General features: G+C 61.5%; 15 protein-coding genes. 10 read left to right on the forward strand and 5 right to left on the reverse strand.

Going from position 1 to position 14070, the window contains the following annotated elements; all coding sequences use genetic code 11:
- The first annotated feature begins 2 nt into the window (after nucleotides 1-2).
- From AC0VX3_RS26425 to AC0VX3_RS26435, 3 genes are read left to right on the forward strand one after another with little or no spacing between them, the layout of a single operon-like run.
- The gene (locus AC0VX3_RS26425; RefSeq protein WP_342891690.1) at nucleotides 3-1127 is read left to right on the forward strand and encodes an ABC transporter permease; all 1125 of its coding nucleotides are present in this window, start codon (nucleotides 3-5) and stop codon (nucleotides 1125-1127) included.
- 1 nt (nucleotide 1128) lies between these two features.
- A complete protein-coding gene (locus AC0VX3_RS26430; RefSeq protein WP_475522996.1) occupies nucleotides 1129-1923 on the forward strand; it encodes an ATP-binding cassette domain-containing protein in 795 nt (264 codons plus the stop codon).
- 2 nt (nucleotides 1924-1925) lie between these two features.
- A complete protein-coding gene (locus tag AC0VX3_RS26435; RefSeq protein ID WP_475522997.1) occupies nucleotides 1926-2144 on the forward strand; it encodes a hypothetical protein in 219 nt (72 codons plus the stop codon).
- 14 nt (nucleotides 2145-2158) lie between these two features.
- On the opposite strand, the gene AC0VX3_RS26440 is transcribed toward AC0VX3_RS26435, so the two are convergent.
- The 3 genes from AC0VX3_RS26440 to AC0VX3_RS26450 all read right to left on the reverse strand — a co-directional run bounded on the left by AC0VX3_RS26440 (nucleotide 2159) and on the right by AC0VX3_RS26450 (nucleotide 4869).
- Nucleotides 2159-3094: a hypothetical protein gene (locus AC0VX3_RS26440; protein WP_475522998.1), complete on the reverse strand. Its 936-nt coding sequence runs from the start codon at nucleotides 3092-3094 to the stop codon at nucleotides 2159-2161.
- A gap of 230 nt (nucleotides 3095-3324) precedes the next feature.
- The gene (locus tag AC0VX3_RS26445; RefSeq protein WP_342891693.1) at nucleotides 3325-3525 is read right to left on the reverse strand and encodes a hypothetical protein; all 201 of its coding nucleotides are present in this window, start codon (nucleotides 3523-3525) and stop codon (nucleotides 3325-3327) included.
- A gap of 582 nt (nucleotides 3526-4107) precedes the next feature.
- On the reverse strand, nucleotides 4108-4869 hold the full coding sequence (locus tag AC0VX3_RS26450) for a class II aldolase/adducin family protein (RefSeq protein WP_475522999.1): 762 nt from the start codon (nucleotides 4867-4869) through the stop codon (nucleotides 4108-4110).
- 140 nt (nucleotides 4870-5009) lie between these two features.
- Between AC0VX3_RS26450 and AC0VX3_RS26455 the strand changes: the two genes are divergently transcribed.
- The 3 genes from AC0VX3_RS26455 (at nucleotide 5010) to AC0VX3_RS26465 (ending at nucleotide 7896) form a co-directional block, all read left to right on the forward strand.
- Nucleotides 5010-5966, forward strand: coding sequence for an NAD(P)-dependent oxidoreductase (locus tag AC0VX3_RS26455; protein WP_475523000.1), 957 nt, complete (start codon nucleotides 5010-5012; stop codon nucleotides 5964-5966).
- An 88-nt stretch (nucleotides 5967-6054) separates the two neighbouring features.
- Nucleotides 6055-6705 (forward strand): TetR family transcriptional regulator C-terminal domain-containing protein, encoded by a 651-nt coding sequence (locus AC0VX3_RS26460; protein ID WP_475523001.1) that lies wholly within the window; start codon nucleotides 6055-6057, stop codon nucleotides 6703-6705.
- Between the two features lie 15 nt (nucleotides 6706-6720).
- Nucleotides 6721-7896 (forward strand): pyridoxal phosphate-dependent aminotransferase, encoded by a 1176-nt coding sequence (locus AC0VX3_RS26465; protein ID WP_475523002.1) that lies wholly within the window; start codon nucleotides 6721-6723, stop codon nucleotides 7894-7896.
- A gap of 53 nt (nucleotides 7897-7949) precedes the next feature.
- Here the strand turns inward: AC0VX3_RS26465 and ubiB are convergent, their stop codons facing one another.
- Entirely contained in the window at nucleotides 7950-9533 is a 1584-nt protein-coding gene (gene ubiB / locus AC0VX3_RS26470) for a 2-polyprenylphenol 6-hydroxylase (RefSeq protein WP_475523003.1), read from the reverse strand.
- A gap of 3 nt (nucleotides 9534-9536) precedes the next feature.
- The gene (ubiE, locus tag AC0VX3_RS26475; protein WP_475523004.1) at nucleotides 9537-10340 is read right to left on the reverse strand and encodes a bifunctional demethylmenaquinone methyltransferase/2-methoxy-6-polyprenyl-1,4-benzoquinol methylase UbiE; all 804 of its coding nucleotides are present in this window, start codon (nucleotides 10338-10340) and stop codon (nucleotides 9537-9539) included.
- 229 nt (nucleotides 10341-10569) lie between these two features.
- Between ubiE and mutM the strand changes: the two genes are divergently transcribed.
- The 4 genes from mutM (at nucleotide 10570) to AC0VX3_RS26495 (ending at nucleotide 13916) form a co-directional block, all read left to right on the forward strand.
- Nucleotides 10570-11463, forward strand: coding sequence for a bifunctional DNA-formamidopyrimidine glycosylase/DNA-(apurinic or apyrimidinic site) lyase (gene mutM, locus AC0VX3_RS26480; RefSeq protein WP_475523005.1), 894 nt, complete (start codon nucleotides 10570-10572; stop codon nucleotides 11461-11463).
- 152 nt (nucleotides 11464-11615) lie between these two features.
- Nucleotides 11616-12389, forward strand: coding sequence for an enoyl-CoA hydratase (locus tag AC0VX3_RS26485; protein WP_342891700.1), 774 nt, complete (start codon nucleotides 11616-11618; stop codon nucleotides 12387-12389).
- A 174-nt stretch (nucleotides 12390-12563) separates the two neighbouring features.
- The gene (gene rpsT / locus AC0VX3_RS26490) at nucleotides 12564-12830 is read left to right on the forward strand and encodes a 30S ribosomal protein S20 (RefSeq protein WP_342891701.1); all 267 of its coding nucleotides are present in this window, start codon (nucleotides 12564-12566) and stop codon (nucleotides 12828-12830) included.
- A gap of 630 nt (nucleotides 12831-13460) precedes the next feature.
- Complete coding sequence (locus AC0VX3_RS26495) at nucleotides 13461-13916, forward strand: rhodanese-like domain-containing protein (RefSeq protein ID WP_475523006.1); 456 nt, start codon at nucleotides 13461-13463, stop codon at nucleotides 13914-13916.
- Nucleotides 13917-14070 lie beyond the last annotated feature (154 nt).

Consider the following 14070-nt stretch of genomic DNA (forward strand, 5'->3'; position numbering starts at 1 on the left):
CGATGTCAGAGACAACGCAGCCAAAGCCTGTTGCCGATGAACGAGTCAAGGAAATGTCGTCGCTTCGGCGAGCCCTGATCCGGCCGGAACTTGGTGGGATTTGCGGTACGATCGCCGTATTCACCTTTTTTCTGCTGTTTGCCCACGATAGCGGCATGTTCAACAGCCAGGGTGTGCTGAACTGGTCGACTGTATCGGCGCAGTTCATGATCATCGCCGTGGGTGCCTGCCTCCTGATGATCGCGGGCGAATTCGATCTGTCGGTCGGCTCTATGATCGGCTTTGCCGGAATGATGATCGCAATTTTTTCTGTGACCCTCGGATGGCCTGTCTGGCTGGCCATCCTGGTGGCTTTCGTCCTTTGCCTCGCCATCGGGGCGCTCAACGGCGTGATCGTGGTGCGGACCGGGCTGCCCAGCTTCATCGTGACGCTGGCGACACTTTTCATCCTGCGCGGTTTCACCATCTATTTCCCTCAACTTCTCGAGAACAAGACCATCATCGGCGGTATCCGGGAACAAGCCGAGGGCGATTGGCTGGCTCCGCTTTTCGGCGGCAAGGTCCTGACCGGCTTTTTCCGGTTTCTCGGCGAACATGACCTCATCGCCACGTTCGAGCGTGGCTCAAGGCAGGGCGAACCGGTCGTCGACGGGATCCCGATGCTGATCGTCTGGGCGATCCTGCTGATCATCTTCGGCCATGTGCTGCTGACCAAAACCAAGTTCGGCAACTGGATCTTCGCCTCTGGCGGCGACGCACAGGCCGCGCGCTACGTCGGCGTGCCGGTGAACAGGGTAAAGATCCTCATGTTCACCTTCACTGCATTCTGCGCAACGGTTTTCGCCACCTGCCAGGTCATGGAGTTCGGTTCTGCAGGAGCGGACCGGGGTCTGCTGAAGGAATTCGAGGCCATCATTGCGGTCGTTATCGGCGGCGCCCTGCTGACCGGTGGCTATGGATCCGTTCTGGGGGCTGCTCTGGGCGCGCTGATCTTCGGTGTCGTTCAGCAGGGACTGTTCTTCGCCGGAGTCGAAAGCTCCCTGTTCCGGGTGTTCCTCGGCGTGATCCTTTTGCTCGCCGTGATCCTGAACACCTATATTCGGCGCATCATCACAGGGGAGCGGTAACATGAATTCCCGAACCACCCATGCACCCATCATCCAGATGAAAGGGATCGAAAAGCATTTCGGTTCCGTCATCGCCCTGGCCGGCGTGTCCGTCGATATCTTCCCCGGTGAATGCCACTGTCTTCTGGGCGACAACGGCGCAGGCAAATCCACCTTCATCAAGACCATGAGCGGCGTCCACAAACCGACGAAGGGCGAAATCCTCTTCGAAGGTCATGAAATGCACTTCGAGGATCCGCGCGACGCAATCACCGCCGGTATCGCAACCGTCTATCAGGATCTGGCCATGATCCCGCTGATGTCGGTGGCGCGGAATTTCTTCATGGGGAACGAACCGACCAAAAAGATTGCCGGCATATCGTTCTTCAACCGCAAGCATGCCGATCGGGTGACGATGGAGGAAATGAGCCAGATGGGCATCAACCTGCGCGGCCCGGACCAGGCGGTCGGCACGTTGTCCGGCGGCGAACGTCAGACCGTCGCCATCGCTCGCGCGGTGCACTTCGGGGCAAAGGTGCTGATCCTCGATGAACCAACGTCGGCTCTCGGGGTGCGGCAGACCGCGAATGTTCTGGCGACCATCGACAAGGTGCGCAAACAAGGCATCGCCGTGGTGTTCATCACCCATAATGTGCGCCACGCAATGGCTGTCGGTGATCGTTTCACCGTCCTGAACCGGGGCAAGACCCTGGGCACCGCCCAACGAGGCCAGATCGAACCTGAAGAGTTGCAGGATCTGATGGCGGGTGGTCAGGAACTGGTCGCGCTCGAAGGCAGCCTGGGCGGCACGGTCTAGATGTGAGCTTTCAACAGGTTGTCCATTCGGGGCTTTATGAGGAGACTATTGAGGCCCCGGTCATACCGGCTTCCTTCGGCGACACGGCCCCCTTCCGTGTCGTCGGCGAGGCGAGACTCGCGTTCCACGGCATCAACAGGGCCCTGGCCGGGACCTCGACGCTGCTTGAAAACGGCGGCCAGATCAATCTCACGCTCAGGCGGGTGACGCAGCCGCTTTGAATTCAGGGCCGTTCTCACGCCGCGCGCGGGACAGCGCGGATCACACAGACTTCATGAAAGAGCGCTGCGTCGGGGTCCCGGTCCAGCAGGTCCTGCGCCTGGCTGGCGGACAGGGGCCTGTCGGCCTTTTCATCCGCGAAGAACGCGCAGACCAGGTCCTTTTCCAGCCCGGTCCCCTTCAACGCCTTTTCAAGCATGACAAAAAACGAGATATCGGTCCCCGCATCCTGGCGGACGATCTGGGAATACAGCTTTTCCGGCCGGAACCCATTGGCCTCGAACATTTCGAAAATGATGCCGGTTCCGATCCGGCAACCGAAATTCATGATCACCTGCGCGGCCGGCGCGTGGTCCCGGATGCGGCGCAGCAGTGCCTCGTTCAAACCCAGACCGACTGAATTGAACGGATATTCGTCGAAAGCCGCCCACGGATAATAATGCGCAATATGATCGTCTGCCTGCCCTTCCGCGCTCTCCGGCAATGCGACCGCCTGGGCCTCCCGGAAGGCCGTCAGCCGCCTGTCGCCGGGATCGCCGACCTGCGGCAGACAGGCGATGATGACATCGGTCCCCGCGATCATGGCCCGGGCTTCGTCGGTATCGATCAGGCTCACCGCCCCCCTGACCGGATGAAACAGGTCCGCTTCCTGCGGAGCCAGGCTTCTGACGTTGCGTTCGGCAAGATTGACCAGCCGCGGGTCGAGATCGCTGCCCGACACGTGCGATGCACCGCACATGCGCAGGAGAAAGGCCACATTGGTCCCGGTACCGATGCCCACTTCGTAAATCCGCTTGCCGGACAGCCCGGCCCGCTCCAGACCTTTCTGGAAGGTCTCCGTCCAGGGGTCTGTCGGATCGAAAGCGAAATCCGGCACTTCCGGACTGACCCCATCGGCGGAAACCGGAGCGGACGTTCCGGACGACTTGTCGTCAACATTCAGATCAGGCAAAAAAACATTCCTTGTTCGCCGGCCTTCTTCACCGGCCTTGTTCGCCGGCCGCACCAAACCGGCAGCCGTGCCCCGGCCGGCACATATCCTGCCGGTCCGGATATCGATGCATCTGGAGAAATCTCCCGGTGCGAAAGACGCACCGGACAAAGCTGTCGACGCATCGCGGCCCGGGGGACAGATCCGTCAGATCACGCTTGAAAAGCCCGGGTCCGGACCCGGAAAGACCGTTATTGCGGCCGGGACACCAGCCGGACGGCATCGACCTGGCGCCCGAGCGAACGGCGCAATCGGTCACGGTCGCAACCGGCGTCCACCAGGATCTCGAGCGGCAGGGCGTTGTCGACCAGTCCCACCAGCGCCTGCTTGATCCGCAAAAGGGTCGGTGCCGCGGACAACCCGTTGCAATCTATAGCGTTCGTAACGTTCATCAATCCAGTTCCTTGGCTTGCTTTAACCGCTTGCTGACTGTTTGCCACAGACCCGGCAGCATTCACCGCGACCCGAGGCCGTCGACGGGCTCCGGCCTTTCTGCAAGGTCACGGTTTCCCGAAGCCGGACTCTCGTCGGCCAGTTGCCCTGTGGCCCGGTGAACAGCTTTCCAGATATCTGGAAAGCGCACCGGAGATAGTGTGCTTGTCTGGCAGACTGGTCAGCTACAGAAGACGCAACCAGGCGGTTCGGGCTCTCATCGTTTCTTGGCCCAACATCACCGGGAAGCCGGCGACGTTTCAAACCTCTGCCGTGTTTCACGGACGAACGTTCGGCAGTCTTTGCAATCGCCCATTCCCGGGCGACACAGACCAGATCAAACATTTCATTGCCCGTGAATGCCGAATGTCCGGCAAATCAGGATGCTGCAGAGGCTAACACGCAGATCCATCAAGTCAAGGACCGACCTGACTATTTTGTGAGCAAGTGCAAAAATGAAGCAACAATTTACATGTTGCTGAACAGTTTCATGAAAATACGACACCAACATTACAAAGGACTGAAAAATCTACTAAATTAGTCTATTCGCGAAAACCCTTATCGAGGCGATCCGCGAGGCGCATCATTGCATCCCATTCAAGCAGCAGGTCGCCGTCGTCGAAGGCCATCTTGTCGTATTGCCGGGTGACGTGTTCTGCCAGCGAGTCCCCGATCCCTGCCAGCGGCAAGCCCATCGAAAGGGTGGATTGCTGAATCTCGCAGGCCCGGTCGAGGTAGAACATGTTGGAGAACATCTGCCCGGCGCTTTGTCCGACGGTCAGCAGACCGTGGTTGCGCAGGATCAGGGCGGGATAGGATCCCAGGCTTTCGACAATCCGGTCGCGCTCTTCCAGGTCGAGCGCAATGCCTTCGTAGTCATGGTAGCCGATACGGCCGTGGAACTGCAGGGCGATCTGGTTCAAGGGCAGCAGTCCGTCCTTCAGGGACGCAACAGCGACCCCTGCCCGTGTATGCGTGTGCATCACCCAGGCTGCGTCGCTGCGGGCCATGTGAACCGCGCTGTGTATCGTGAATCCCGCAGGATTGACCCGGTTCGGGCTGTCGCAGACCTTGTTGCCGTCCACGTCGATCTTCACCAGCGACGATGCCGTGATCTCCTCCCACATGTAGCCATAGGGATTGATCAGGAAGCGTCCCGGCTCTCCGGGCACCTTCGCGGTAATGTGGGTATAGATCAGGTCGGACATCCTGAAATGCGCCGCGAGCCGGTAACAGGCTGCGAGTTCGACGCGGGTTTCATACTCGGCCTTGCTCACATCGGCGGACCGGCTGGTCTGCAACATCTGCTTTCCCCTTCAGGTGACTGCCCCGCAAGACACTTGCGCATGCGAAGCTTCCAAACGCTTTACTCGTAAATATACATTTGTATAACTATACGCCGGGAGCAAGGAAAAACTCGCTCAAGCCACGCAGGAGACATCACTTGGAACAGGCAGAGACGATCGACGGCGTGCTCTTGAGCAGCACGATGGATCTGAAAAGCTTCTACGGCCTCGACTTCACGGACAGCAGCAGGCAGGTGCGGCTGTTCAATCCGGAAGAAGTCTCCGACCCCGCGTCCATCCGGTTCGCGGTCTGCTGGCAGCCGGACAGCGACTCCTTTGCCCGTTATCCGAACCTTCAGATGGCCATGTCCGTCGGAGCGGGTGTCGACGCCCTGCTCGCCAATCGAGGTCTTGACGAGGAAACGCTGGTCTGCCGGGTACGCGATCCCCATCAGGCGGATCTGATGGCCGGTTACGCGTGTCACGAAGTGCTCCATTTTCTGCGCTCGTTTGCCCGGATGAAAGACCAGCAGAGCGCGCGCATCTGGAACCCGCTGCCCATGTCTCCGCCGGTCGAGACCCGGATCGCGGTGCTCGGCAACGGCACGATGGGCGCTGCCGTTGCCCGGGCCCTGGCCGCCATGGGCTTTTCCGTGGCCGTTGCCTGCCGTTCCGATCCAGAGGATCCACTGGCCGGGGTCAGCTACCATTCAGGCGCCGGCGCCCTGGCCATGGCCTGCAAGGGCAGCCGGATCGCGATCAACGTCCTGCCGCTGACAGACGAAACGGAAAACATCCTGAACAGCCGGCTCTTCGACCAGCTCGAAACCGGGGCCTGGCTGATCCAGATCGGCCGGGGCGAGCACCTGCACGAGGCCGATTTCGCCGCCGCCCTGGACGATGGCCGGCTGGCCGGGGCCAGCCTCGATGTCTTCCGCGAAGAACCCCTGCCGGCAGATCATGCGTTCTGGCGCGACGACCGGTTGAGGATCACGCCCCATATCGCAAGCGACTCCACACCGAGTGTGGTGGCCCAGCAGATCCATGCCTCAGCCGTCGAGCTTCTTCAGGGCCAGCGGCCGCAACTGGCAATCGACCGGCGTCAGGGATACTGAGCCGGCAACACGATTGCCAGTTGCGCTTTCCATAATTTTATACAAATGTATAACAAGCGAAACAGACCTCCAGACCAGCCACGCCGCGATGAGCCGAAAAGCATTCCGCCGACTGACCCTTGACGAGCGCAAGCGCAGCCTTCTGGAGGCGACGCTGAGCTGTGTCGCGCAACATGGGCTGAAGGGAGCGACGGTGCGCAGGATCGCGGAAGAAGCCGGCGTCACCGCAGGCCTCCTGCGCCATTATTTCGGCAGCAAGAACGATCTTGTCACCAGCGCCTATGCCTATCTGATCGGCCAGTTGACCGCCGACGCGGAAACAAGGGCGCGTCGGTCCGTGGGCGACGCGAACGACCAGTTGCGCGATTTCCTGATTGCCAACATGACCACGCCCAATCTGTCGGAAGAAAAAGTGTCCCTGTGGGCGACCTTCGTCGGCCGCGTCCGCTACGAGACCGATTTCGCCGACATCCACCGGGAAGGTTACCGGGACTATCTGGCACTGCTTGAGAGCCTGATCGAGCCCGTCCTTGCCGCGCAGGGCCTGCCGCACGGGTCCGCCGACTGCCGGCGTCATGCCATTGCGGTGAACGGGCTGATCGACGGCCTGTGGATGGAAGGTTCCCTCAACGCGGGCCTCTACAGCCGCACCCTATTGCCGGATCTTGTCACCGAGGCCTGCGAACGCCTGCTCGGGTTGCCGCAAGGCAGCCTCTCGGGCGGCCAGCAACACACGTAAAACAGGAACGCCCAGATGCGCTACGCAGGTATCACAGATCGCCTCGCCGACCTCGGTGGAGAAAAATGGGCCGTTCACAACGCCGCCCGGGAAAAGACGGCCGCCGGTGAGGACGTGATCGAACTGACCATCGGCGAACCGGACATTGCCGTCGACCCGCACCTTGTCGATGTCTGCACGGCCTCCATGCGCCGGGGCCGGACCCATTATTCCAACGGCCGCGGCGAGGAAGGCCTGCTGGACGCGCTGGTCGAGAAATATGCGCCGCGGTTTCCCGGGATCACCAGCGCCAACATCCTGTGCTTTCCGGGAACCCAGACCGCGCTCTATGCCGTCATCACGGCACTGGCGGGCGCCGGTGACGGCGTCCTGGTCGGCGATCCCTATTACGCGACCTATGAAGGGGTCGTTCGCGCACCCGGCGCGATCCTGCAGCCCGTCCCGCTGAACATCGAGGATGGGTTCATCATGCGCCCGGCGGACCTTGAACGCGCCATCACGCCGGCGAGCCGTGTGCTGTTGCTGAACACGCCGCACAATCCGACCGGGTCCCTGCTCGATCGCGACACGCTGGTCGAGCTTGGGCGTCTTGCCTGCAAGCACGACCTGTGGATCGTCTGCGACGAGGTTTACGAGAATCTCATATTCGAGGGCGAATTCGCCTCGCCGCTCGAGATCGAGGCGCTCCGGGAGAGGACAATCGTCACCTCTTCCATCTCCAAGACATTCGCGGCGACGGGCTTTCGCAGCGGCTGGGCGGTCGGACCGGAAGAATTCTGCACAAAGCTCCTGCCGATTTCCGAGACCATTCTGTTCGGCAATCAGCCCTTCATCGCGGACATGACGGAAGCCGCCCTGCGCGGCGACTTCGATACGGCGGCGCGCATGCGCAAGAGCTATGCCGCGCGGGCCGACCTGATATCCCGCGAGCTTGCAGGCTGCGCGTCTCTCAAGACCGGCAAGGTGTCCGGCGGCATGTTCATCATGATCGACGTTTCCGGAACCGGCCTGGACGGGGAACAATTCGCCTGGAGCCTTCTTGAGACGAAAGGCGTCGCGGTCATGCCCGGGCCCTCGTTCGGCCAGAACGCGCATTCCCTGATCCGGGTGGCGCTGACCGTCCCGGACGAAACGCTGCGCGAGGCGATGCGGCGCATTCATGCCTTTGCCGATGCCCGCGCGGCTGCATGATCTCCTGATCCCCTCCGCCGCCAGATCGGATGAAAGGCCGGACGCAAGACCGGTCAGAAAATGAGATGCACCGCAATCGCGCCGGCCGAAAGGGCGATCGCCCAGAGCGCGATCCTGCCAGAGCGGCCGTGACGGGCCTCCGCCTTGCCTATCGCTTCGGCGGTGGCATCGTCGAACCTCAGGCCGGTCATCGTCATCTTCTCCAGCTCTTCCGACATGCGACCGATCCGGTCGGCGAAGAACGGCAGGTCGTTGGCGATCCGGGCCAGGGCACTCAACGCATCGCCGGCATCGCGCAGCTTGCCGACAGGCCCCAGATTGTCCTTGATCCAGCTCGCCACCACCGGCTCCGACGTTTTCCACATGTCGAGGTTCGGATTGAGCGAGCGGGCCACGCCCTCGACCACGACCATGGTTTTCTGCAGCATGATCAACTGGGTCTGCGTGCGCATCTCGAAGAGTTCCGTGACCTCGAAAAGCTGTGTCAGCAGCCGCGCCATGGAGATCTCGCTGGCATCGTGGCCGTGGATCGGCTCGCCGATCGCCCGGATCGCCTGGGCGAACATGTCGACATCCTGATGGGCCGGCACATAACCGGCCTCGAAATGCACCTCGGCGACGCGGCGGTAGTTGCGGGTGATGAAGCCGAACAGGATTTCGGCCAGGAACCGGCGCTCGCGTGTGTTGAGGCGGCCGGTGATACCGAAATCGACGGCCACCAGGGTGCCGTCGGCCTCCACGAACAGGTTGCCCTGATGCATGTCGGCGTGGAAGAAGCCGTCACGGAGGGTGTGCCGCAGGAAACTTTGAATGACGGCTGCGCCGAGCGCTTCCAGATCGTGGCCGTCTTCAGCTAACCCGTCGACATCGGACATCTTGCGGCCGTCGACCCATTCCATGGTCAAGACGCCCTTGGCGGTGCGCAGCCAGTCGACCTGCGGCACCCGGAAGCCGGGGTCTTCGGCGATGTTTTCCGCCATTTCCGACAGGGCCGCCGCCTCGAGCCTGAAATCCATTTCCATGGCAACAGATTGAGCCAGCGTGTCGACGACGGCGACCGGCCGCAGGCGCCTGGACGGCGGATGAAACCGCTCGGCAAGACGGGCGACCAGATAGTAGCTTTCCAGATCGCGCTGGAACCGGCGCGCGACCCCGGGCCGCAAAATCTTGACGGCCACGTCGCGCTCACTGCCGTCCTTGTCGCGGACCAGGGCGCGATGCACCTGGGCGATCGAGGCCGCGGCAACCGCGGGGCCGAAGTCCACGAAGACCTCCTCCACCGGTCGGCCCAGCTGTTCGGCGACCGCGGCTCTGGCGGCGTCGTCATCGAAGGGCGGCAGGCGGTCCTGCAACGCGGACAGTTCGCGCGCGGCGTCCTTGCCGACCACATCCGCGCGCGTCGCCAGAAACTGGCCCAGCTTCACATAGGACGGACCCAGCTTGTTGAGCGCGTCCGAGAGACGCAGATCGGCGCTTTTGGCACGGACCGCGCGCCGTTCCAGCAGGCGCGCCATCGCCAGGGCAAACCGGGGTCCGGCCGGCAGGTCCGGCAGATTGACAAGCCCGAAGACGCCCTCGCGCGCCATCACGAAACCGGCCCGCACGAGGCGGAGGAAAGGCATTACCGCAAGCGCCATTGATCAGAATTTCCAGCCGTAGTGAAGCGCGGCGATGCCACCGGAATAATTTCTGTAGCCGACCCGTTCGAAACCGGCCTCGCGGATCATGTCGGCGAAGCGCTCCTGGTTCGGAAACTTCCGGATCGATTCCACCAGGTACTGGTAGGGATCGCCGTCGCCGGTCACCCAGCGGCCGATGACCGGGATCGCGTTGAACGAGAACGTGTCGTAGACCTTGTCCAGGACCGGCACATCGACTTCGGAAAACTCCAGGCACAGGAAGCGCCCGCCGCGCTTGAGAACCCGGTGCGCCTCGCGCAGGGCCTTGGGAATGTCCGGCACGTTGCGAATGCCGAAGGCGATCGTATAGGCATCGAAGCTCTTGTCCGGGAAGGGAAGCTCTTCGGCGTTGCCCTGGGAAAAGGTGATGTGATCGCTCAGACCCGCCTTGCCGGCGCGGTCGCGGCCGACCTGAAGCATGGACTCGTTGATGTCGCAGACCACCGCCGTGGCGGTGTCCCCGGATCGTCTCACCACGCGGGTCGCGATGTCCCCGGTCCCGCCGGCGACATCCAGAAGGCGCCAGCCGGAAGCCGGTGCACGGGGCGGCGACAGGAAAGAGACCATCGCATCTTTCCAGACCCTGTGGAATCCGCCGGACATCATGTCGTTCATCAGGTCATAGCGCTCGGCGACCTTGTGAAAGACATCGTCCACCAATGCCTGCTTGCGGCCCTCGGCGACCCTGGTGAAACCGAAGCTCGTCGGCATGTCTTCCGGTTGCCGGCCGTCGCTACCGGCTTTCCCCTGTGCCTGCTGGCTCATGAATATGCCTCCAGGATCAGCCTGCCCGTTCCGGAGCAGATCAACTGATCGTTGCTAACGTGTGTGGGCATCCCGTGCGGGATCGCCGCTTCAGGATGGTCGTCACGAATGCTCTTCAAATCGCGCCGGACCATAGTACAAGTGACTGTCATTCGCTATCTCTGCCGGCCACGGCACATCATATGCCGCAGGCCTATAGCGCGCATTTCAAACGGAGACCAGACCCGCGATGCCCGAACTGCCGGAAGTTGAAACCGTCAGGCGCGGCCTGGCCCCGACATTCGAGGGCGCGCTGATCCGGCGTGTCGACCAGAACCGGGCCGATCTGCGCTTTCCGTTTCCGGACGGCTTTGCCGAACGGCTGACGGGCCGGCGGCTGACGGCCCTGTCGCGGCGGTCGAAATACCTGCTCGGCGATATCGACAGCGGCGACGTGCTGATCATGCATCTGGGCATGTCCGGATCGTTCCGTATCGAGAGCGACGGCACGGGGCTGGAACCGGGAAGCTTCGCCCATGCACGCGGCAAGAACCCGAAACACGATCACGTGGTCTTTCACCTGGAGGCCGCGGACGGGTCGCCGGCGCGTATCGTCTACAACGACCCGCGGCGCTTCGGCTTCATGGATCTTGTCGCCAGACCTGCCCTGTCCGAGCATCCCTACTTCCGCGATCTCGGCCTCGAACCTCTCGGCAACGATCTGAGCGGCGAAACGCTTGCGCGCCTGTTCGCGGGGCGCAAGACCAGCCTCAAGGCCGCCCTGCTCAATCAGAAACTGATCGCGGGTCTGGGCAACATCTATGTCTGCGAGGCGCTCTGGCGCACCGGCCTCAGCCCGGAGCGGTCCGCCGGATCTCTGGTCACCCGGACCGGGCGCCCGCGCGCAAAGGCCGTGGCGCTCGCAGGCCATATCCGGGCAACCCTGGAAGACGCCATCCGGGCCGGCGGATCGTCCTTGCGCGATCACACCCAGGCGGACGGGTCTCTGGGTTATTTCCAGCACAGTTTCGCGGTCTACGACCGGGAGGGTCAAACCTGCCGCACGCCCGGCTGCGCGGGCACCGTCGCGCGGCTGGTCCAGTCGAACCGGTCGACCTTTCATTGCCCTGTCTGCCAGAAGTGACCTGTCCCTTCAGTCAAGCTTGCAGACCCGCCCCGGGTCGGTTAGGCATTGCGCGTTGATTTTGGATGTTCCGGGCTCTGCGGGGATCCGGTCCGCTTCGACACCGCGGCGGGTCCGGGATTGCGGCAAGGCCCGCCTTAGGGAGCGGCGTTATGGGATATGAAAACATCCGCGTTGAAAAACGCGGCAAAGTCGGACTGATCACCCTCGACCGGCCGAAAGCCTTGAATGCGCTGAATTCGGCGCTGATCGCCGAACTTGGCACCGCCCTGGACGGCTATGACGCGGACGAACGGATCGGCTGCATCGTCATCACCGGATCTGAAAAGGCCTTTGCCGCGGGCGCAGACATCAAGGAAATGCAGCCGCACAATTTCTCGTCCGCCTATCAGGGCGACCTGATCACGCCTTTCGACCGGGTTTCGCGCAACCGGAAGCCGATCATCGCGGCGGTCGCCGGCTACGCGCTTGGCGGCGGCTGCGAACTCGCCATGCTGTGCGACTTCATCATTGCCGCCGACACGGCCAAGTTCGGCCAGCCGGAAATCACGCTCGGGGTCATTCCCGGCGCGGGCGGCACCCAGCGGCTGACCCGGTTCGTGGGCAAGTCCAAGGCCATGGAAATGGTGCTGACCGGCCGGATGATGGATGCGGACGAAGCCGAGCGCAGCGGTCTTGTCAGCCGCATCGTGCCGGCGGACGACCTTCTTGAGGAAGCGCTCAAGGCCGCAGAGAAAATCGCGGAATTCTCGCTGCCCGTGGTCATGATGGCCAAGGAAAGCGTCGACCGGTCCTACGAGACCACCCTTGCCGAAGGGGTCCGGTTCGAGCGGCGGGTGTTCCAGGCAATGTTCGCCCTGGAAGACCAGAAGGAAGGAATGAGCGCGTTCACGGAGAAACGCTCACCGGATTTCCGCAACAAATAATCTCGGCCAAACACCGATAAAGCGTTGACGGTTGGCGCCAGCAAGATTATAAGCGGCGCCCAATCGGTGGCGGTCTTCTGCCGCCGTTGCTTTTTGATCGGGTCTTGCTGCCATCGCGCCTTGGTCCCGATCGCCACCGGACATTTGTCCCATTTACCGATCAGGATTGAGCCCATGGCCAACACACCATCGGCCAAGAAGGCGGCCCGTAAGATTGCCCGCCGGACGGCCACGAACAAAGATCGCCGCAGCCGCGTGCGCACCTATCTGCGCAAGGTTGAAGAAGCGATCGCTTCTGGCGACCAGACGGTCGCCAACGAAGCCTTCAAGGCAGCGCAGCCCGAAATCATGCGCGCAGCGTCCAAGGGCGTGATGCACACGAACACGGCTTCTCGGAAGGTTTCCCGTCTCAATGCCCGTATCAAGGCACTCGGCGCGTAACGCTTCCGTCACATCACCGTTAAAAAGACCCGGCCATCGTGCCGGGTTTTTTTTAGCCGTGCAATTTTGTGGATGACGCGGAACACCCTCAGGCAGGGCCAATATCGCGATTTCTACCGAGTTTGGCGATGCCAGAGAAATATTAATGATTTCAATTGGTTACATACATGTAACAATGGGCAAACCCCGCCAAACCGGATTCGTTGAGAGTCAAGGCATGTGTGGCAATATTTTTTTTGAAATTGTTGTTTTTGAATTGTTACAGGGCCCCTGAAAGCGAAAAGTCATTGCGGCAAAAAGCATTTGTTCCGTGGCCCCAAGGCGCCCGCCTCGCCCGGATCAGGACGCGAAAACCGGCACTTTCCGCCGTTGGCGAAAACACGCGGTTGCTCCTCGGGTCGCTGTCTGTATATTAACAACACGGCTGGCGGAAAAGACCAGCAGACAATCTAAAACGGTGCTTGGATCAACAATGCATAAGTCCCATAAAAATACTGCTGAGCACTCATTCTCTATAGTGTGGATTGAATACGTCAATGTATTCAATGCTTGGGGCGCTTAGCCGCGCTCCTGACCAAAACTTCTTTCCGTACATCTTGTTAGTTTCTATTAGTCAATGGCGCTTCGCTGTTGAAGGGGGCGTTTTTGCAATCAAAAGTTGAATATGCGGGAAATGTGACCGCGCAGGAGGCCTACAGCCGGCTCTCGGAACAGCCTGACGCTGTTCTCGTCGACGTGAGGACGCAGGCGGAATGGTCCTTTGTCGGCCTTCCGGATCTGCGCCCCATCGGCAAGGAACCCGTGCTGGCGGAATGGCAGAGTTTTCCGCCGACGGGACCCAATCCCGATTTTCCAAAAACGGTTTCCGACCTCTTGGTCAAAAAAGAACTTGACCTCAGCGCGCCAATCTATTTCTTGTGCCGCTCCGGCGCACGGAGTCAGGCGGCAGCAACAGCCCTGACGCAGGCCGGACACACGCAGTGCTTCAATATTTCCGACGGTTTTGAAGGCCCCCTCGATCAGGCGGGGCACCGCGGAACGCAGGCCGGATGGAAGGCTGCGGGATTGCCTTGGATTCAAAGTTAGAAACCCCGCTCACAAGCGGGGGTGCGCGGCAGACCAGGTTCGGCCGTCAATAAAATAACCGTCCCAAAAGGGACACTATAATGCTGCAAAAGCAGCAAGGCGTCGAAGATCGGCTGTGGCGGACTGGTCTTCAAATATACAGGAGGCTATTGAT

The sequence above is a fragment of the Roseibium sp. QJM3NY_11 genome (assembly GCF_056173175.1).